The 17,497-nt window shown below is 67.6% G+C and carries 18 protein-coding genes; 7 read left to right on the top strand and 11 right to left on the bottom strand.

Translation table 11 applies throughout. The features are described from left to right. The first annotated feature begins 77 nt into the window (after nt 1-77). Nucleotides 78-1,100: an aldo/keto reductase gene (locus ACSFA7_RS14475; protein ID WP_435500004.1), complete on the top strand. Its 1,023-nt coding sequence runs from the start codon at nt 78-80 to the stop codon at nt 1,098-1,100. 105 nt (nt 1,101-1,205) lie between these two features. Beyond that, on the top strand, nt 1,206-2,096 hold the full coding sequence (locus tag ACSFA7_RS14470) for a cyclase family protein (RefSeq protein ID WP_435500003.1): 891 nt from the start codon (nt 1,206-1,208) through the stop codon (nt 2,094-2,096). Between the two features lie 21 nt (nt 2,097-2,117). Here the strand turns inward: ACSFA7_RS14470 and gshA are convergent, their stop codons facing one another. The 3 genes from gshA to ACSFA7_RS14455 form a co-directional block, all read right to left on the bottom strand. Then, on the bottom strand, nt 2,118-3,674 hold the full coding sequence (gene gshA, locus ACSFA7_RS14465; RefSeq protein ID WP_435500002.1) for a glutamate--cysteine ligase: 1,557 nt from the start codon (nt 3,672-3,674) through the stop codon (nt 2,118-2,120). Nucleotides 3,675-3,845: 171 nt separating this feature from the next. Continuing rightward, nucleotides 3,846-4,157, bottom strand: a complete 312-nt coding sequence (locus ACSFA7_RS14460; protein ID WP_435500001.1) for a putative quinol monooxygenase — start codon at nt 4,155-4,157, stop codon at nt 3,846-3,848. 51 nt (nt 4,158-4,208) lie between these two features. Then, nucleotides 4,209-4,871, bottom strand: coding sequence for an alpha/beta hydrolase (locus ACSFA7_RS14455; RefSeq protein ID WP_435500000.1), 663 nt, complete (start codon nt 4,869-4,871; stop codon nt 4,209-4,211). A 119-nt stretch (nt 4,872-4,990) separates the two neighbouring features. Here ACSFA7_RS14455 and ACSFA7_RS14450 point away from each other — a divergent pair, with 119 nt between their 5' ends. Further along, complete coding sequence (locus ACSFA7_RS14450) at nt 4,991-5,299, top strand: hypothetical protein (protein ID WP_435499999.1); 309 nt, start codon at nt 4,991-4,993, stop codon at nt 5,297-5,299. A gap of 6 nt (nt 5,300-5,305) precedes the next feature. On the opposite strand, the gene ACSFA7_RS14445 is transcribed toward ACSFA7_RS14450, so the two are convergent. The 4 genes from ACSFA7_RS14445 to ACSFA7_RS14430 form a co-directional block, all read right to left on the bottom strand. Then, nucleotides 5,306-6,295 carry a Bug family tripartite tricarboxylate transporter substrate binding protein gene (locus ACSFA7_RS14445; RefSeq protein WP_435499998.1) on the bottom strand — a complete coding sequence of 330 codons (990 nt, stop codon included), beginning with the start codon at nt 6,293-6,295 and terminating at the stop codon, nt 5,306-5,308. 109 nt (nt 6,296-6,404) lie between these two features. Further along, a complete protein-coding gene (locus tag ACSFA7_RS14440; protein WP_435499997.1) occupies nt 6,405-7,571 on the bottom strand; it encodes an FAD-dependent oxidoreductase in 1,167 nt (388 codons plus the stop codon). Nucleotides 7,572-7,579: 8 nt separating this feature from the next. Continuing rightward, the gene (locus ACSFA7_RS14435) at nt 7,580-8,515 is read right to left on the bottom strand and encodes a tryptophan 2,3-dioxygenase (RefSeq protein WP_435499996.1); all 936 of its coding nucleotides are present in this window, start codon (nt 8,513-8,515) and stop codon (nt 7,580-7,582) included. An 81-nt stretch (nt 8,516-8,596) separates the two neighbouring features. Continuing rightward, the gene (locus tag ACSFA7_RS14430; protein WP_435499995.1) at nt 8,597-9,574 is read right to left on the bottom strand and encodes an AraC family transcriptional regulator; all 978 of its coding nucleotides are present in this window, start codon (nt 9,572-9,574) and stop codon (nt 8,597-8,599) included. Nucleotides 9,575-9,699: 125 nt separating this feature from the next. On the opposite strand from ACSFA7_RS14430, the gene ACSFA7_RS14425 reads away from it, so the two are divergent. Continuing rightward, complete coding sequence (locus tag ACSFA7_RS14425) at nt 9,700-10,173, top strand: Fur family transcriptional regulator (RefSeq protein WP_435499994.1); 474 nt, start codon at nt 9,700-9,702, stop codon at nt 10,171-10,173. Nucleotides 10,174-10,179: 6 nt separating this feature from the next. Here the strand turns inward: ACSFA7_RS14425 and zigA are convergent, their stop codons facing one another. The 3 genes from zigA to ACSFA7_RS14410 all read right to left on the bottom strand — a co-directional run bounded on the left by zigA (nt 10,180) and on the right by ACSFA7_RS14410 (nt 13,275). Continuing rightward, nucleotides 10,180-11,373 carry a zinc metallochaperone GTPase ZigA gene (zigA, locus tag ACSFA7_RS14420; protein WP_435499993.1) on the bottom strand — a complete coding sequence of 398 codons (1,194 nt, stop codon included), beginning with the start codon at nt 11,371-11,373 and terminating at the stop codon, nt 10,180-10,182. Between the two features lie 90 nt (nt 11,374-11,463). Beyond that, nucleotides 11,464-12,363 (bottom strand): SDR family oxidoreductase, encoded by a 900-nt coding sequence (locus ACSFA7_RS14415; protein ID WP_435499992.1) that lies wholly within the window; start codon nt 12,361-12,363, stop codon nt 11,464-11,466. 42 nt (nt 12,364-12,405) lie between these two features. Continuing rightward, a complete protein-coding gene (locus ACSFA7_RS14410; protein ID WP_435499991.1) occupies nt 12,406-13,275 on the bottom strand; it encodes a helix-turn-helix transcriptional regulator in 870 nt (289 codons plus the stop codon). 67 nt (nt 13,276-13,342) lie between these two features. Between ACSFA7_RS14410 and ACSFA7_RS14405 the strand changes: the two genes are divergently transcribed. After that, on the top strand, nt 13,343-14,002 hold the full coding sequence (locus ACSFA7_RS14405; RefSeq protein WP_435499990.1) for a glutathione S-transferase: 660 nt from the start codon (nt 13,343-13,345) through the stop codon (nt 14,000-14,002). Here ACSFA7_RS14405 and ACSFA7_RS14400 read toward each other — a convergent pair. Then, on the bottom strand, nt 13,999-14,901 hold the full coding sequence (locus tag ACSFA7_RS14400) for a LysR substrate-binding domain-containing protein (RefSeq protein WP_435499989.1): 903 nt from the start codon (nt 14,899-14,901) through the stop codon (nt 13,999-14,001). The genes ACSFA7_RS14405 and ACSFA7_RS14400 overlap by 4 nt on opposite strands. A 142-nt stretch (nt 14,902-15,043) precedes the next feature. Between ACSFA7_RS14400 and ACSFA7_RS14395 the strand changes: the two genes are divergently transcribed. Beyond that, complete coding sequence (locus ACSFA7_RS14395) at nt 15,044-16,357, top strand: MFS transporter (protein WP_435499988.1); 1,314 nt, start codon at nt 15,044-15,046, stop codon at nt 16,355-16,357. Nucleotides 16,358-16,393: 36 nt separating this feature from the next. After that, the gene (locus ACSFA7_RS14390; protein ID WP_435499987.1) at nt 16,394-17,497 is read left to right on the top strand and encodes a M14 family metallopeptidase; all 1,104 of its coding nucleotides are present in this window, start codon (nt 16,394-16,396) and stop codon (nt 17,495-17,497) included.

Here is a 17,497-nt window from a genome sequence, read left to right as displayed (position 1 = left end):
TTCTAATTATGTCTTGGACAGACTCAACCCCGAAACCTACAGTGAAGCCATCCGACAACCAACAAGGACTTTTCTTCATGAGCATCAAGGACAAACTGCCCGGCCTCCTGGGCTTCGGAACCGCCCCGCTGGGCAACATGTTCCGCAACATCCTCGAGGCCGAAGCCCTCGCCACGGTCGATGCGGCCTGGGACCACGGCATCCGCTATTTCGACACGGCGCCTTTCTACGGCGCGGGCCTGGCCGAGATCCGCCTCGGCGCGGCGCTGGCGAAGCACCGGCGCGACGACTACGTGCTGAGCACCAAGGTCGGCCGCCTCGTGCTGGACGAAACCGAAGAGACGACCGCGCGCGACCTCGGCGAAAAAGGCGGGCTCTTCGAATTCGGCCGGCCGAACAAGCTGGTCAACGACTACTCGGCGGACGCGACGCTGCGCTCGATCGAGGACAGCCTCAAGCGCCTGGGCACCGACTGGCTGGACATCGTCTGGGTGCACGACATCGCCCAGGACTTCTACGGCGACGAATGGCTCGCGCAGTTCGAAGTCGCCCGCAAAGGCGCCTTCCGCGTGCTGACCCGCCTGCGCGAGGAAGGCGTGATCAAGGCCTGGGGCCTCGGGGTCAACCGCGTGGAGCCGTGCGAGCTGACGCTGGACCTGAGCGAGGCGAAGCCCGATGGGTTCCTGCTGGCCGGCCGCTACACGCTGCTGGATCACGAGCGCGCCCTGCAGCGCCTGATGCCTGCCGCCGCGAAGCAGAACGTGGACATCATCGTGGGCGGCCCGTACAGCTCGGGCATCCTGGCCGGCGGCACGCACTTCGAGTACCAGAAGGCATCGCCGGAAATCATTGCCAGGGTCGAGCGCATCAAGGCCGTGGCCGAGCGCCACCAGGTCGGCATCAAGGCCGCCGCGCTGCAGTTCTCGCTGGCCAATCCGGCGGTGGCGGCGGTGATTCCCGGCGCGAGCCGCCCCGAGCGCATCGCCGAAGACCAGGCGGCGCTGGCCGCGGTGATTCCCGCGGCGTTCTGGGACGAGATGCGCGCGCAGAAGCTCATCGCAGCCGATGCGCCGACGCCGGCAGAGCGCAAGGGAAAGTAAGAAGCCTGCTTCCTGCCGCAGTCCTACAGGCTCGCGGCAGGCGCTTCGGTACGGTGGGATTCAACCGCCGGGCATCCGTCCCGGGAACAACCTGGAAAGCTCCCCATGAAAAAGTCTGAACAAGACACGGACTGGTATCCGTCCGTGTACGGCAAGGACGACGAGATCGGCGCGGCGAACCTGCTGACGCCCGATGTCCTGCTGCAAGCCATCGGGCTGGTCAAGAAAGGAAAGGCCCTGCCGCTCGCGGTCGAGGTCAACCGGGAGACGCCGGCGTTCCGTCATCGCAGCTTCAAGCTGTTCAATGTGCAGCCGGGCCAGCAGGCGGGCCTGTCGACCGGGCCTAACAAGTTCACCTTCAACGACGAGTTGGTGGAGGGGTGGACGGGCGTGGGCACCCAGCTCAACGGCATCGGCCACATCGGCATCGACAACGTCTACTACAACGGCAACAAGGCCGCCGATTTCGTGACCATCGAGGGCGTGAAGAAGCTGGGCATCGAGAAGGTGCCGCCCATGGTCACGCGGGGCGTGGTGCTGGACATGGCCGGGTACTACAAGCAGCCCATCGTGTCGGAAACCACCGAGTTCAGCGTGGCGGACATCGAGGCCGTGCTGAAGAAAGCCGGGCTGACATTGCGCAAGGGCGATGTCGTCCTGTTCAACACCGGCTGGCTGGAGTTGATCGGCAAGGACGACAAGCGCTTCCTCGAAGCCGAGCCCGGCATCGGCATGGAAGCCGCGCGCTGGCTGGCCGAGCGGCAGATCGTGGCCTTCGGCGGCGACACCTGGGCGTCGGAGATCTACCCCGGCAAGAGCGGGGAAGAGTTTCCCGTCAACCAGTTCATGCTGGCCAAGCACGGCATCTACAACCTCGAACTGATCGACACGCGCGCGCTGCTGCGCGAGGGCGTGCGCGAGTTCCTGTTCGTGCTGGGCCAGCCGCTGTACACCGGCTCGACGCAGGTGAACATCAATCCGGTGGCGATCTTCTAGATCGCAGGCCTGCCCAAGCAGCTAGGCAGCGACCGCCATGCGGCCGCGGGCCATGCCCAGCCGCGCGGGCGAGACGTACTGCTCGCGGTAGATCTCGAAGGGCATGGTGTCCGCCGCCTCGATGCGCTTTTGCTCCTGGATCGACTCGGCGGTCATGCGCTCGAATTCGGCTTGCTGCTCGGCCGAGAACGGCAGGGCCAGCAGCGCGGCGCGGGTCTGTTCGGACTGGGCGCGCACGAAGCCGATGAACGAGTTGCCGTGCTGCCGCTCGATGGCCGCGAGCACGCGGGCCGAAGGCAGGCTGTCGGGGTTCTGCAGCGCAGCCCTGGCGACTTTGACAGCGTCGGTGTGCTGCGTGCCGCCCTGCGCCGCGTCGAGCGCGGCGGCGATGGGCAGGCACTCTTCGACCAGTTCGATGCCCCAGTCGGTCAGCGTCACTTCGCTGCCATTGCGCGACAAGCGCAGGCCCGGCTCGCGGCCGCGCGCAGCGGTCAGGTGCTGGTTGCGCGCCAGATCGGCGATTTCCTCGGGGGTGTCGTCGGGGCTGTCGCTCAAGAGGCAATGCAGGAGGAACACGTCGATGAAGCGCATGGTCTGCGCGTTGATGCCGACGGTCTCGAAGGGGTCGAGGTCCATGAGGCGCACCTCGACGTATTCGACGCCGCGCTCGCGCAGCGCATGCAGCGGGCGCTCGCCGGGGTTGATCACCCGCTTGGGGCGGATGGTGCCGTAGAACTCGTTCTCGATCTGCAACAGGCTGGTGCCCAGCTGGTTGTAGTCGCCGCCCAGGTTGCGGATGCCGATGGCTTCGTAGCCCGGCCACGGCCGCGTGAGCGCGTCCTGCAGCGAGGCGCCGTAGCCGTCGAGGCTGTTGTAGCTCACGGCCAGCGAAGCCTGCGCGTCGCTCTGGTAGCCCAGGCGCCCCATGCGCAGCGACGTGCCGTGCGGCATGAACATGCTGCCGTCGCCCAGCGGCTGCAACTCGTGCGGGCGGCCCGCGACGAAGCTCGAACACAGCGCCGGCGAGGCGCCGAACAGGTACAGCAAGAGGAAGGCGTGGCGGCGGAAATTGCGGATCAGCGCGAAGTACTGTTCGCTCGACACATCGGGCAGCGACCAGTTGTAGTGGATGCCCGAGATGGTCTGCATGCGGCGGCCATAGCGGTGGCTCAGGCCCATGCGGTAGACGCTCTTGGCGCGGCCCACGTTCGAGGAACCGTAGCGCCCGATGGGAATGGTCTCGTCGGTCGGCAGGCCGCAGGGCATGCTGGAGACCCAGAGGCGCTCGTCGCCCAGCTGGTCGAGCACGCGGTAGGTGAACTGGTGGACCCGGGTCAATTCCTCGAGCGCCGATTCGACGCCGCCGTGCACGCCCGTGATGAGCTCGAGCTGCGATTCGCTGAAGTCGGTCGTGATGTGCGGATGCGTGAGCGCCGAGCCCAGCGCCAGCGGATGCGGCGTCAGCGCGAGCTTGCCGTCGGGCAGCGCGCGCAGGCTTTCCTTCTCGATGCCGCGGCGCATGCCCGTCAGGCGTGCGGCTGAAAGTGCACCCAACCTCTCCTGCAATCTGTTGCTCATATTGTTATGACCCATCAATCTTCTGAGGGGCTGGAAGGTAGCACGGGCGCGCGGGCACTGCTTGCGCAGGGAATCCCGTTTCCGGCTAGGCTCTCGTCCGCTATTTTTTTGATAGCTCCCTGCATAGGCACGGTGGGGGCCAAAGGCCTTTTTTATAGCGAGAAATTCGGCCTAGGCGCGACCCGCCCGCAGATCGATCTCGTCCGACTGGTAGACGTGGACCTCTGGCGTGCCGTCGGCCATGGCCGCAAGCGCCTTGCCGAAGGCGCGCGAGGCATCGACGCGAAAGTGCGCCTGCAGCGCGGGCATGTCGCTCCAGCGCTCCACGAAGGTCAGCCGCAGCGGCTCCTGCACGTCGGTCGTGACTTCGTGCGAGATGCAGCCGGGCTCGGCGCGCGAGCGCAGCACGTGCTCCACGCTGATGGCCAGCATCGCCTGCAGGGTGTCGGGTTTGGCGAGGGCATGTCCGATGACGAGGATCATGGAATGTCTCCTTTCTTCGTGGGTTGCCGCGACGGCCCGTTGACTCGCTCTTCAGCCCAGCACGCGCAGCAGGAAATCGTTCAGGTCGGCCACTTCTTCCATGCAGACCGAATGCGCCATCGCGTACTCGTGCCATTCGACGGTGTAGCCCAGGGCGGCGAGCGCGTCGCGCGATTGCGTGGCCCGTGCAAGGGGCACCATCGGGTCCTGGCGGCCATGGCCGAGGAACATCGGCGTGTCGTGGTTGGCCGCATGGCGCTCGGCTGCGGTGCTGGCCGCCAGCGGCAGCCAGCCCGAGAGGCCGACGATGCCGGCCAGGCGCTCGGTGTGGCGCAGCCCGGTCAAGAGCGCCATCGCGCAGCCCTGCGAGAAGCCGGCCACCACGATGCGATTGGCGGGAATGCCGCGGGCCTTTTCGTTGGCGATCAGCGCCTCGATGGTGGCCTGCGAGCGGCGCAGGCCGGCGGCGTCTTCCTGCACGTTGAAATCGGGGCCGGCGATGTCGAACCAGGCCGGCATCTGGTAGCCGTTGTTCAGGGTGACCGGGATCACCGGCGCATTGGGGAACACGAAGCGCACGCCCCCCACGCTGGACAGGTCGAGCTCGCCGGCGATCGGCACGAAGTCGTTGCCGTCGGCGCCCAGGCCGTGCATCAGGATCACGGAGGCGGTGGGGTTCGGGGCGGTTTCGAGTTCGATGGGGGAGCGGGACATGGTCGGGCAAAGGTATTCAAGGATTCGGATGGCGTCACCTTAGCGCATTCGGGCGGTCGGCTGACTTGCGCGGCGCGCCTTGGCGCCCAAGATGGGCTGAAACAAAAGGAAAGAAACGCGTGAGCCATTCCCCTCCCCTGGTCGAAACGAAGCTCTCCGGCGTGGTGCTGGTCTGCGGCGATTGCGAAGAACGCGGCGACGGCCCCACGAAACTCAGGGCGAAACAGGTCCGCAAGGAACTCAAGCGCGACCTGGTCCATGTGCCGGGGCGCCTTCGCGTCGTGCAGTCGACGTGCCTGGGCCTCTGCCCGAAGAAGGCGATGGCGCTGGTCGCGGTGGCGGGCGGCCATGCGCCGATCGCCGCCGAGGTGTGCCGCGACGACGATGTCGCGGATTTCGCCAAGGCGCTGTCCCGGTCGATCCGCTAGCCGGGGTTACTCGGCCTTGATGCCGGTCGCCTTGACGATCTGCGCGTAGCGCTCGTACTCGGCCGACACCTGCTGCTGGAACTGCCGCTGCGGAAAACCCGTGGCCTCGATGCCTTGCGCCGCGAGGTCGGCGCGGGCCGCGGGCGTCTGCACGATGCGCCCGGCGTCGGCGGCAATCGCATCGAGCACCGACTGCGGCGTGCGGGCCGGCGCGAACAGGCCGAACCAGGTGCCCGAGCGGTAGCCCGCGTAGGTCTCGGCGACGGCCGGCACCTCGGGCAGCAGCGCATGGCGCTTCTCGCCGCTGGTGCCCAGCGCGACGAGCTTGCCGGTGCGGATGTGCTGCAGTGCCGGGCCGACCGCGATGAACATCACGTCGACCTGCCCCGCGATCACGTCCTGCATGCCCAGTGGGCCGCCGCGGTACGGAATGTGGGTGACGTAGATGCCGGTCTTCTGCTTGAGCAGTTCCATGCTGAGCTGCTGCGGGCTGCCGTTGCCGGCCGAGGCGTAGTTGATGCGCCCCGGTTGCGCCTTCGCGGCGCGCACGAAGTCAGCCACGCTGCGAAAGCCCGTCTTCGGGTTCGCGACCAGCACGAAGTCGATCTGCCCGAGCGACACCACCGGCACGAGGTCGCGGCGCGCGTCGTAGGGCAGGCCGGCCTGGAGGTTGGGAAGGATGGTGATCGGCCCGTCGGCGCCCACCAGCAGCGAATAACCGTCGGCCGGTGCCTTGGCCAGGCCGTCCGCCGCGAGGATGCCCGCCGCGCCGGCGCGGTTGTCGACAATCACGGGTTGCTTCCACTGCTCGGACAGGCGCTGCGACAGGTAGCGCGCGAGTACGTCGGGCGAACTGCCCGGCGTGTTGGCGACCGTGATGTGCACGGGCTTCGACGGGTAGGCGGCCGGTGCTTGCTGCGCCTGCGCGCCCAGCGAGAACAACGCACCTGCCCACAGTGCGAGGAACGGTTTTTTCAGCCAAGGGTGGGCGCACATGGAAGACTTTCGTTTCAAAGACAAAGCGCGCGATTCTGTCGCGCGCCCGCCTTCGCGCGAACGACCCATTCGTCAGATGCTTAGCTGCATCCGGGCATAAGCAGTTTCTCTAAGCCGGCATCGCGCGCAGCGCATCCAGCTCCCGGTAGAAGGCATCGACCTGTTGTTGGGCCGTGTGTTGCATCGCCGCGTTGCGGCGCGCGCAGCTTGCAGCGTCTTCCACCGCGCCCGCCTCGCCCACCTTGCGCGAGGCGTCCTGCACGAAACGGCACATGGGAAAGCGGCGCTCGCCGAAGGCTTTCAGGGTCTGCTCGTTGATGCCGGTCGCGGCGAGCATTTCAGCGAGCACCACGGCGTCTTCCACGGCCATCGCGCCGCCCTGCCCCATGAACGGTGTCGAGGCATGGGCCGCATCGCCGATCAGCAACACGCGGCCCGAGTGCCAAGGGAGCGGGGCCTGCACTTCCTCGACGGCGGTGTAGAGCACTTCCGAGTCTGCAGAGAGCTGGTCGAGAAACGGCCGCGCCGGGCCGCCGAATTCCGAGAACCGCTCGCGCATCAGCGCGGGCCATTGCTCCCGCGGATACCAGCGGTCCGCCGGCTCGCTCACCGTGCCGAAGATGTAGAGCCTGTCGTCGCTGATCGGCATGATGCCTAGGCGCTTGCCGATGCCCATCATCATGATCTTCGCGTCGAGCGCGCGCGGCCGCTCGTGCACGCTGCGCCAGACGCCGAAGCCGGTGTAGCGCGGTGCGACAGGGCCGCACACGGCCTCACGGACCTGCGAGCGGATGCCGTCGGCGCCGATGACGAGATCGAAGCGCTCGCTCGTCCCATCGGAGAAGGCCACGTCGCCGTCGAGTGAATGGATCTTTGTCACCGTCGTTGCCAGCCGGATGTCGACGCCGAGCGCATCGAGCCGGCCCGCGAGGATGCGGTGCATCTCCGCGCGCTTGATGCCCAGGATCGGCACCGCGCCGCCGTGCGAGCGCGGATAGAACACATCGACGATCGGTGTGCCGTGATGGTCGAGATAGACATTGCGTCCATCCGCGATCCCGAAGCCCGCATCCAGGATCTGCGGCAGCACGCCAACGCTGCGCAGCGCCTCCAGCCCGTTGCTGTAGATGAAGATGCCCGAGCTCTGGAAGCGCCATTCGGCCTGCTTCTCGACCAGCGTGACCTGCATGCCCTTGTCGGCCAGTGCAATGGCGGCCGAGCAGCCTGCGATGCCGGCGCCGACGATCAGCACCTTGTTGTTGTGTGTTGCGGTCATGGACGGCCTCAGAGTTGCGTGCGCACGGACCACAGCTCCGGAAAGAACCGGTGATCGACCACGCTGCGCAGCCACCCCACGCCGGCCGAGCCGCCCGTGCCCGGCTTGAAGCCCAGAATGCGCTCGACCGACACGAAGTGCCGCCAGCGGTATTGCGAGAACACGTCGGCGATGTCCATCAGCGCTTCGCCGAGCCGGTAGAGATCGTTCTCCGGCGTCGGGTCGCCGTACACCCACAGCCACGTGGCCTCGACGCCCGGGTTCACCACATAGGGCGCCGACCAGTCGCGCGACAGGGCCTCCGGCGGCACCGCGATGTCGCGGCGATGCAGCAGCGCGAGCACATCGTCGTAGAGGCTCGGCGAATTCAGCGCGCGCTCCATGTAGGGCCACACGTCGGGGTTGTTCGCATGCGCGCGCGCCAGCGGCACCGACTTGTTGCCGAGGATGAACTCCACGTGCCGATACATGTACGACTGCTGGCCCGAGGCGATGCCCAGCGTGTTGCGGAACTGGTTGAACTCGTGCGGCGTGATGGTGGAGAGCACGTCCCAGGTCTTGCCCAGGAACTCCAGCAGCGCGCGCACCCGCGGCACCAGCTGCAGCGCGCCGGTCACGTCGTCGGCGCGGATGCGCGCCTGCATGTTGGCCAGCTCGTAGTGAATGGCCTTGAAGGTCAGCTCCTTGCAGTGCGTGATGCACATGAAGACCATCTCGTCGTGGCCTTCGCTGCGCATGTGCTGGATGCTCAGCAGCAGGTCGTTGCGCTGGTGTTCCAGGTAGGGGTTGCTGCCGCCTTCGAACTGGAGCAGCGGCTCGCCGTCGGTGTTCTTCACCGTGGCTTCGCGCTGTTGGTTGTCGCCGGAGGCGATCGACTTCACGAGGGAGTTTTCGAGCGCCGGATTGCGGACTTCGGGAATGACTCTGTGGCGTTGGATGGGCATGTGCCGATTGTTCGGCGCGCATGCTGTCGCCTCAACCTCCGGCACGCCGGATTTGGGCACCGATCGTCCGGTGCGCGGTGATCAGCTGGCGTCGGGTGCGCCGTGCCCGCGCGCATAGGCGCTGGGCGTCATGCCCGTCCAGCGTTGGAAGGCGCGCGAGAACGCCTTTTCCGACGCATAGCCCACCGCCTCGGCCACCTGATGCAGGTTCAGCTGCCGGTTCTTGAGCTTCTCGGCCGCCAGCGTCATGCGATAGGAGCCCAGGTAATGCATCGGCGTCACGCCCACCAACGCGCGAAAGCGCTCGCTGAAGATGGTGCGCGAGAGATAGCTGGCCTGCGCCAGCGTGGCCACCGACCACGGGTGCTCGGGCCGCTCGTGCATCAGCGACATCGCGCGGGCGATGCTCTCGTCGTCCAGGCCGCGCAGTTGGCCCGCCTGTTGCGCCTGATCGACCTGCGGCTGCGCGTACAGGTGCTCGCAGAGGATGTGCACCAGCAGCAGGTCGGCCATGCGCGCCGCCGAGAGCTGCCAGCCCGGCCGCTGCGCGATGGTTTCGTTCACTAGCGACTCCATCGCCTGCGCGAGCGACGCGGTCGTGGGAATCTGCGCCTGCCGCAACACGATCAGCGGCGGCAGGCTGGCCATGATGGAGCCCAGGCCCTCCGCGGGCATCCACAGGTGCAGCGAGAACAACGTGGTCGCCGCACCGCCGCCGCCGTGCGCGAACACGATCGGATGGTCGCCGTGCCGGCCAACCGAATGCGCGGTGATCAGGTCGCGAAAGGGCTCGGCCTCGAGCCCCGGAGCGGACGACACGGTGTGGGCGCTGCCCTGCGGCAACATCGCGATGTCGTGCGGCGCGACGGCCACCGGCTCGGCGCCGTCGACCGCAATCCAGTACGGCGCGCCGGTGCACATGCGGATCAGCGGGCCGGCGACGCCGGTCGAGTGCAAGGCCCAAGGTGCGGAGAGCGAGAAGCGCGCGGTGACCGCGCGCTCGGACCTGTACGTCGCAAGCACATGGCTGAGTACGTCGCCGCCCCGCTCTGTGTCCATGCTGTTCGTGCCGCCCGGTGATCTGGAATGCCGGCGATTATCTGGCATGGCAACCGGGCGAATTGCAGGCGATTTTTCGTTGCTTTACACAAGGGGCCCGGGGATGCAACACAATGGCGTTTCCCATGAAGACCCCGACCCCGCATCCGAAGCCCCCACTCGCCGCCGCCTTCGACAGCGAAACCCTGTTGCGCGAAAGCGGCCTGCGCGTGACACGCGCCGCCCAGACGGTGCTGGAGCTCCTCCGGCATACCTCCCAACCCCTGACGCACGAGGAAGTGGCCGCGGCCTACACCACGGCCACCGGCGAGGCCCCCGACCGCGTGACCATCTACCGTGTGCTCGACCGCCTCGTCGAAGCGGGCCTGTGCGACCGCCGCGTGGGCGCCGACCGCGTCAACCGCTTCGCACGGCATGTCGAAGCCGCCTCGGGCAACACCTTCGAATGCGACCAGTGCCACAAGGTGCTGGCACTGCCGTCGGACCCCGAACTGCCCAAGGTGATGGGCCGCCTCGGGAAGGCGTTGCGCAAGCAAGGCATCGACACCCGCCACACCGCGCTCACCTTGCACGGCACCTGCGGCGACTGCGCGCGCTGAACGCGATCAGACGTTCCAGGACGGGAACGGATCGGGCAGGTTCTGCCACCACGAGGCGCCGAAGCGCATTTCGTTCTCGGTGAGCAGGCACGCATCCAGCCGCGCACGCAACGCGGCTTCGTCCATGCCGATGCCGATCAGCACCAGCTCCTGCCGCGCATCGCCGGTCGCTGGGTCCCAGTTCTTCTGGATCAGCTCCAGCGCATCGGGATCGGTCGGCCAGTGCTCGCGCGGCACCGCGGCCCACCAGAATCCCGCCGCGCCGTAGCGGCAGGCACCACCGGCCTGCGACCACGAGCCCGCGCGCGTGGCGCGACTCGCGAGCCAGAAGAAACCCTTGGAGCGCACCACGCCCTCCCACTCGCTCTGCACCAGGTCCCAGAAGCGCTTTGGATGAAACGGCAGGCGAGAGCGATACACGAAGCTGCGGATGCCGTATTCCTCGCTCTCGGGCACATGCTCGCCGCGCAATTCGGCCAGCCAACCCGGCGCCTGTTCCGCCTGCTCGAAATCGAAGAGGCCGGTGTCGAGCACGCGATCGAGCGCGACGCGGCCGAACTGCGACACCTCGATGCGCGCACGTGGATTCAGACTGTGCAAGATCGCCATCAGCCGCTCGCGCTCCCCGGCCGTGACGAGGTCGGTCTTGTTGACCACCAGCACATCGCAGAACTCGATCTGCTCGATCAGGAGGTCGACCACCGTGCGCGTGTCCTCGTCGCCGAGCGACTGGCCGCGCTGGCCCAGGCTGTCGGGCGAGCCGTAGTCGCGCAGGAAGTTGAAGGCATCGACCACCGTCACCATGGTGTCCAGCCGCGCCACGTCGGCCAGGCTCTTGCCGTCCTCGCCCGCGAAGGTGAAGGTCTCGGCCACGGGCAAGGGCTCGGAGATGCCGGTGGACTCGATCACCAGTTGGTCGAAGCGGCCCTCCTTCGCGAGGCGATTCACCTCGACCAGCAGGTCTTCGCGCAGCGTGCAGCAGATGCAGCCGTTGCTCATCTCGACCAGCTTCTCTTCGGTGCGCGAGAGCTTGGCGCCGCCGTCGTGCACCAGCGCGGCATCGATGTTGACCTCGCTCATGTCGTTGACGATGACCGCCACGCGGCGCCCTTCGCGGTTGTGCAGGATGTGGTTGAGCAAGGTGGTCTTGCCGGCACCGAGAAAACCCGACAGGACGGTGACTGGGAGGCGATGAGTCATGGGGCGCTCTCTTTATATGCAACAGCATTGCATTATATGGATCAACCGCAACAAGATTGCATTTGATCCGACCCAACACCCATCGCGCCGCTACATCACGAAGGCCTTCACCTGCCGTCCATCGATGTCGGTGAATCCGTACGCTTTCGCCAGGTCGGCCACGCGCAGCACCTCCCCGGTCTTCGCCATCACCTGCGGATCGCCCGCCAGCGCCGCCACTGCACGGCCCAGGTAGCGCGGCGATTCGGTGCCCGCGAGCGCCGGCTTCTCCTGCCAATGCGCCTCGTCGGTCTTGTGGCCGGCCAGCACGAACTCGGTGCGCATCCAGCCCGGCGACACGGCGACCGATGCGACGCCGTGCGGCTTCAGTTCCTCTGCCATGCCGAAGGCCAGCCGCGTCATCGAGGCCTTCGCGAGGTCGTAGAAGAGATTGCCCTTCATGTAGTGGCCCCGGTCCCAGAAGGTGGTGGTCACGATCAGGCCGCGCTTGGCGCACACCATCAGCGGCGCTGCCGAGCGGCTGGCCACGAGGTGGTTGCGCACGCCTCGGTCGAACATCGAATCCCAGTTCGCGAGCGGATGCTCCCAGAAGGGCGCATCGAACACGCCGTTGAAGGTCTCGTGGCCACCCCATGCGTTGTTCACGAGCAGGTCGATGCGGCCGGCCTCGCGCTCGACCTGCGCGAAGAGCGCCTTCACTTCGTCTTCGCGGGTATGGTCGCAGCGCACGGCGATGCCGCATCCGCCCATGCGCGTGACTTCGTCGGCGGTGTCGTCGATGCTGCCGGGGACAGCCGGCATGTCCGACAGCGCCAGCAACTGGCCGTAGGTGTCCGCGGGCTGCGCACGCGTGCTGCGGCCGGTGACGTACACCGTGGCGCCGGCCGCGCCCAGTTCCATCGCAATGCCTCGCCCCGCGCCACGGCTGGCTCCCGTGACCACCGCGATGCAGTCTTTCAGCGGGCGGCTCGTGTTCTCGTTCTGCGTCATCCGGTGCTCCTTGGTTTGAACGCCGACGAAGATAGTGCGCCTTCAGCCCGGCGTCTTGGAAGAACCCGAAATCGCGTGCCCCATGAACTCGGTCGGCGTGACGCCGCAGAGCGTGCGGAATTCGTTGACCAAGTGCGACTGGTCGTAGAAGCCACTCTCGACCGCGACATCGGCCCAGGCCGGCACGGACTGCAGCCGCAGCGCGCGCAGGCAGTCGTGCAGCCGCGCGAGCCGTGCCCAGGCACGCGGCGACAGCCCGACATGCGCATGAAAGAGTTGCTGCAGCCGCCGCTCGCCGACACCGACGGCCGCAGCCACATCGCGCAGAGGTTTCCGGCCGCCCGATTCGGTGATGAGGCGGGCCGCGCGCATCGCGGCGGCGTGAACGGCACCGCCGCCATCGCGCAGCCGGCGCTCCAGCGCGGACTGGAGCAACGTCGCCCGCGCCGCATCGTCGGGTGCCTCGGCCATGCGCGCGAGCAGTTCGGCCGCACCGCCCTGCCAGAGTTCGTCCAGGTGCACGGCCTGGCCCGCAATCTCGCCGGCCGGCAGGCCCAGCAGCGCAGCCGCCGCGCCGGGCCGCAGCGTGACGGAGATGCCCTGCACGCTGCCGCGCATGCGCACCAAAGCCGGCGAGGCGGAAGCGCCGATGGCTTCCACCGGCAGCCCATCGCCATCGCCTGCGGAAGGCGCATCGCCAAGATTGAAGACCAGGCGCACCGCGCCGTCGGGCAGCACGCGTTCATGCACCTCGTGCCCTGCAGCAAAGGTCTCGCGGTACAGCAGGATGTGGGAGACATGCGCCTGCAACGCCGCGCTCACCGGCATCGCGCACAGCGTGCCGGCGGGCACGCCCGATTCGGGGCCGTGCAGGGGGTCGTCGTCCAGGCGCAGGAAGAGGCGTTCGGCCATGGCCCATTGTGTTGAAAAACCCGGCCGGGCGCGAGTCGGCCGCGCTGGCGGAAAATCGTCCGCTCGCATGTCTTCCGCCACCGCCCTCCCCGTTCTCTATTCGTTCCGCCGTTGCCCGTACGCGATGCGGGCCCGGCTCGCGTTGATCGCGAGCGGCACGCACTGCGAGCTGCGCGAGATCGTGCTGCGCGACAAGCCCGCCGAGATGCTCGCAGCATCACCCAAGGGCACCGTGCCCGTGCTGGTGATGACCGGCGGCACGGTGATCGAACAAAGCCTGGACATCATGCTGTGGGCCCTGCGGCGCAACGATCCGCAGCGCTGGCTGCAGCCCGAAACCGGCACGCTCGACGAACTGCTCGCGCTGGTGGCCGCGTGCGATGGCGATTTCAAGCCACAGCTCGACCGCTACAAGTACCCCAGCCGGTTCGACGACGCGGAACATGCAGCGCGCGAGCGCGGTGCAGCGTTCTTGCGCGATCTCGAAGTCCGGCTCTCGATGTCGCCTCATCTGGCCGGCACGCACGCGACATTGGCCGACGCCGCCCTCATGCCCTTCGTGCGCCAGTTCGCGATGGTCGATGCCGCATGGTTCGATGCCCAGCCCTGGCCGCACCTGAAGGCCTGGCTGTCCGCATGGACCTCCTCGGATCTGTTCGCCCGCGCGATGCCGAAGTACGCGCCCTGGAAGACGGGCGAACCGGGCATCGACTTTCCTGCGCCCTAGCCGCCCGTCGCAGCCGCCGAAGCGCGCTGGATGCATTCGATGAAATGCTGCGCCGCCGGCGTCGACCGCTGCCCTCGCCGCCGCACCACGCACACGTTCAGCGTGGGGAGCGTTTCCACCACGTCGATGCGCCGGATGCCGTGCCGCTTGAACGTCAGCTTGACCAGCGGCTCGACGAAGAGGCCGATCAGGTCCATATGCCCCACCAGCCCGAGCGCCACCGTGACCGACTGCCCCTGGATGATGCGGGCCGGCGGCGGCAGACCCAGCGGCGTGAAGAGCGGCGAGACGGCCTCGCGCCCGCGGTGGTCGTCGCCCGGCAGGATCCATTCGCCGGCGTACAGGTCGTGCAGCGAACACGCGTCCCGCAGCGGATGGCGCTCGCGCAGGCCCACCACCAGCTGCACCGGGAACAGCTCCAGCGCCTCGAACTGCGCATCGAGCGTGCCGGGCACCACGTGGGCCACCGCGAAATCGAGGAACCCGTCGCGCAGCCGCGCGAGCATCCACGGCAGCACCGCCTCGCTGAACTGCACGTCGACCGCGGGCAGGCGCGTGTGGAAGTCCTTGAAGGCCGCGGGCAGCACGGTGAGCGCGAACGAGGCGCTCACCGCCATCGACACCGAGCCGGTCGCGCCATCGCGGATCTGCGCGATCTCGTCGCGCGCGCGCGCCATGTCGGCCAGGAGCAGCCGCGCGCGCGGTGCGAAGGCCTTGCCGAACTCGGTGAGCCGCACGCCCTTGACGCTGCGCTCCACCAGCGGCGCGCCCACCTCGCGCTCCAGCTCGCGCACGATCTTGGTCACCGCCGGCTGCGAGAGCCCCAGGACGCGCGCGGCGGCGCGAATGCTCATCTGCTCGACCACTGCCACGAAGGCATGCAACTGATTGGGTTTCATGGATCACTCGGCGTTTTCATGACAACCAAAAGTTATCGTTATCGCCCAATTATTGTCTTTTCATGACAGCAGCGAGTCTCTAGCATTCGCCGCGGTCGAACGACCTTTGAACCAGATCCCACAAGAGCACAACTGGAGAGACATGAGCATCCCAAGCACGCAGCCCTCGTCCGCCCGCCGGCGACAGACCATCGTCGCCACCACCATCGGCAACGGGCTCGAGTTCTTCGACTTCACGGTCTACGGGTTCCTCGCGCTCGTCATCGGCAAGCTCTTCTTTCCGACCTTCAATTCGTACGGCCAGCTGCTGCTGACGGTGGCGAGCTTCGGCGTCGGTTTCATCATGCGGCCACTGGGCGGCATCGTGATCGGCGCGTACGCCGACCGCGCGGGCCGCAAGAAGGCCATGACGCTCACGATCTTTTTGATGGCGCTGGGCTGCGCGCTGATCGCCTTCACGCCCACGTACGCGGCCATCGGCGTCGCGGCGCCGATCGTCATCGTGCTGGCACGGCTGATCCAGGGCTTCTCGGCCGGCGGCGAAGTGGGTGCATCGACCACGCTGCTGGTGGAGCACGCCACGCCGGCCAACCGCGGCTACATGGCGAGCTGGCAGTTCGCGAGCCAGGGCCTGGGCGTGATGCTCGGCGCCGTGGTGGTGGGCGCGCTCACCTTCTCGCTCACGCCCGAGGCGATGCAGAGCTGGGGCTGGCGCGTGCCTTTCATCATCGGCATGCTGATCGCGCCGGTGGGCATGTACATCCGCCGCCATCTCGAAGAGTCGCTGCACATCTCGCCCGAAGAAGCCGCCGCACCGCGCGAGAGCAGCCTGAAGATCGTCTGCACGCAGCACGGCAAGACGGTACTGGCCGCGATCCTGGCCATCGTCGGCGGCACCACGGCCGCATATGTCGTGACCTTCTACATGCCCACGTATGCGGTGCGCGAGCTCGGCCTCACGCCCTCGGTGGCGCTGTTCGGCGCTGCGCTCACCGGGCTGATCTCGTTCGCGTTCGCGCCGTTCGTGGGCAAGCTCTCGGACATCGTGGGGCGCAAGCCGCTGATCCTCTGGAGCCGGGTGCTGCTCGCGCTCCTGATCTACCCGGGCTTCCTGTGGCTCAACGCCTCGCCGACGCCGCTGGTGCTGTTCGTCGTGCTCGGCGTGTTCAGCGTAGGGCTGGTGGTGCAGACCGTGCCGGGCATCACGATGCTGCCGGAGATGTTCCCCAAGCGCGTGCGCGCGAGCGGCATGTCACTGGTGTACAGCGTGGGCGTGGCGCTCTTCGGCGGCTTCGCGCCGTTCATCAGCACCTGGCTGGTCAACGCCACCGGCAGCAAGCTCGCGCCGGCCTGGTATCTCGTGGCGATGACGGTGGTCTCGCTGCTCGGCCTGATCTGGCTTCGCGACCACACCGGCCGCGACATCGACGCCGCGGATGCCCACGCACGGGCCTGAAAAAACATTCCCACGATTCCGTACAGGACCCCATCCATGCAAACACAACCCACAGCCGCCACACGCCACTTCTCCGGCACGTATGTCGAAGCCCGCGCCAAGTTCCTCGACGCCGCGGCCCAGCGCGGCGCGGCCATCGAATCCTTCGTGCATCCCGCGCACCGCGGCGCGCTCGGCGAAGAACTCGCCACCGACGTCGCGCTGATCGGTGCGAAGGACGCGAAGAAGGTCTTGCTCGTCACCTCGGGCACGCACGGCCCCGAAGGCTTCTGCGGCTCCGGCGCGCAGGTTGCAACGCTCCACGATGCCGACCTGATCTCGCGGCTCGAGCAGGCCGGCGTGGCGCTGTTGCTGGTGCATGCGGTCAACCCGCACGGCTTTTCGCACCTGCACCGCACGAACGAAGACAACATCGACCTGAACCGCAACCACATCGACTTCAATGCGCCGCTGCCGGTGAATGCCGGCTATGCCGAAGTCGAGCCGCTGGTGCTGCCCGCCAGCTGGCCGCCGACACCCGCCGACGACGCGGCCGTGGGCGCCTATATCGGCAAGCACGGCATGACCGCCTTCCGCGCGGCCGTGACCAAGGGCCAGTACACCTCGCCCGACGGCCTGTTCTACGGCGGCACCGCGCCGTCCTGGAGCAACAGGACCATTCGCGCGATCTTGCGCAAGTACGCGGCATCGGCCACCCACCTCGGCTGGATCGATGTGCACACCGGCCTGGGCCCCTACGGCCACGGCGAGAAGATCTACCCGGGCCGCAACACGCCCGAAGACCTCGCGTTGGCGCATGCCTGGTGGGGCGCCGACGTGTTCGCGCCCTTTGCCGGCGACTCGGCATCGGCCGACGTATCGGGCCCCGTCATCTCGACCGCGTACGACGAATGCCCGAACGCCCGCGTCGCGCCGATGGGCCTGGAGTTCGGCACGCTGCCCGATCTGGAAGTGCTGCTTCGCCTGCGCGCCGACACCTGGCTGCGCCGCCATCCCGAGGCGCCGGAAGCGCAGAAGCGCGAGATCCGCCAGGGACTGCGCGACGCGTTCTATTGCGACAACGATGAGTGGAAAGGCATGGTGCTGGGACAGACGCGCGTCGTGCTGCTCCAGACCCTGCAGGGCTTGAAGAAGGCCTGA

The sequence above is a fragment of the Variovorax trehalosi genome (assembly GCF_051216415.1).
GTDB lineage: Bacteria > Pseudomonadota > Gammaproteobacteria > Burkholderiales > Burkholderiaceae_C > Variovorax.
This window is presented reverse-complemented; position numbering and strand designations above follow the sequence as displayed.

What these genes read in the sequence shown, in the direction of transcription:
- ACSFA7_RS14475 (WP_435500004.1), top strand. Translation starts at nt 78, where the DNA reads ATGAGCATCAAGGACAAACTGCCCGGCCTCCTGGGCTTCGGAACCGCC.
- ACSFA7_RS14470 (WP_435500003.1), top strand. Translation starts at nt 1,206, where the DNA reads ATGAAAAAGTCTGAACAAGACACGGACTGGTATCCGTCCGTGTACGGC.
- gshA (WP_435500002.1), bottom strand. Translation starts at nt 3,674, where the DNA reads ATGAGCAACAGATTGCAGGAGAGGTTGGGTGCACTTTCAGCCGCACGC.
- ACSFA7_RS14460 (WP_435500001.1), bottom strand. Translation starts at nt 4,157, where the DNA reads ATGATCCTCGTCATCGGACATGCCCTCGCCAAACCCGACACCCTGCAG.
- ACSFA7_RS14455 (WP_435500000.1), bottom strand. Translation starts at nt 4,871, where the DNA reads ATGTCCCGCTCCCCCATCGAACTCGAAACCGCCCCGAACCCCACCGCC.
- ACSFA7_RS14445 (WP_435499998.1), bottom strand. Translation starts at nt 6,295, where the DNA reads ATGTGCGCCCACCCTTGGCTGAAAAAACCGTTCCTCGCACTGTGGGCA.
- ACSFA7_RS14440 (WP_435499997.1), bottom strand. Translation starts at nt 7,571, where the DNA reads ATGACCGCAACACACAACAACAAGGTGCTGATCGTCGGCGCCGGCATC.
- ACSFA7_RS14435 (WP_435499996.1), bottom strand. Translation starts at nt 8,515, where the DNA reads ATGCCCATCCAACGCCACAGAGTCATTCCCGAAGTCCGCAATCCGGCG.
- ACSFA7_RS14430 (WP_435499995.1), bottom strand. Translation starts at nt 9,574, where the DNA reads ATGGACACAGAGCGGGGCGGCGACGTACTCAGCCATGTGCTTGCGACG.
- ACSFA7_RS14425 (WP_435499994.1), top strand. Translation starts at nt 9,700, where the DNA reads ATGAAGACCCCGACCCCGCATCCGAAGCCCCCACTCGCCGCCGCCTTC.
- zigA (WP_435499993.1), bottom strand. Translation starts at nt 11,373, where the DNA reads ATGACTCATCGCCTCCCAGTCACCGTCCTGTCGGGTTTTCTCGGTGCC.
- ACSFA7_RS14415 (WP_435499992.1), bottom strand. Translation starts at nt 12,363, where the DNA reads ATGACGCAGAACGAGAACACGAGCCGCCCGCTGAAAGACTGCATCGCG.
- ACSFA7_RS14410 (WP_435499991.1), bottom strand. Translation starts at nt 13,275, where the DNA reads ATGGCCGAACGCCTCTTCCTGCGCCTGGACGACGACCCCCTGCACGGC.
- ACSFA7_RS14405 (WP_435499990.1), top strand. Translation starts at nt 13,343, where the DNA reads ATGTCTTCCGCCACCGCCCTCCCCGTTCTCTATTCGTTCCGCCGTTGC.
- ACSFA7_RS14400 (WP_435499989.1), bottom strand. Translation starts at nt 14,901, where the DNA reads ATGAAACCCAATCAGTTGCATGCCTTCGTGGCAGTGGTCGAGCAGATG.
- ACSFA7_RS14395 (WP_435499988.1), top strand. Translation starts at nt 15,044, where the DNA reads ATGAGCATCCCAAGCACGCAGCCCTCGTCCGCCCGCCGGCGACAGACC.
- ACSFA7_RS14390 (WP_435499987.1), top strand. Translation starts at nt 16,394, where the DNA reads ATGCAAACACAACCCACAGCCGCCACACGCCACTTCTCCGGCACGTAT.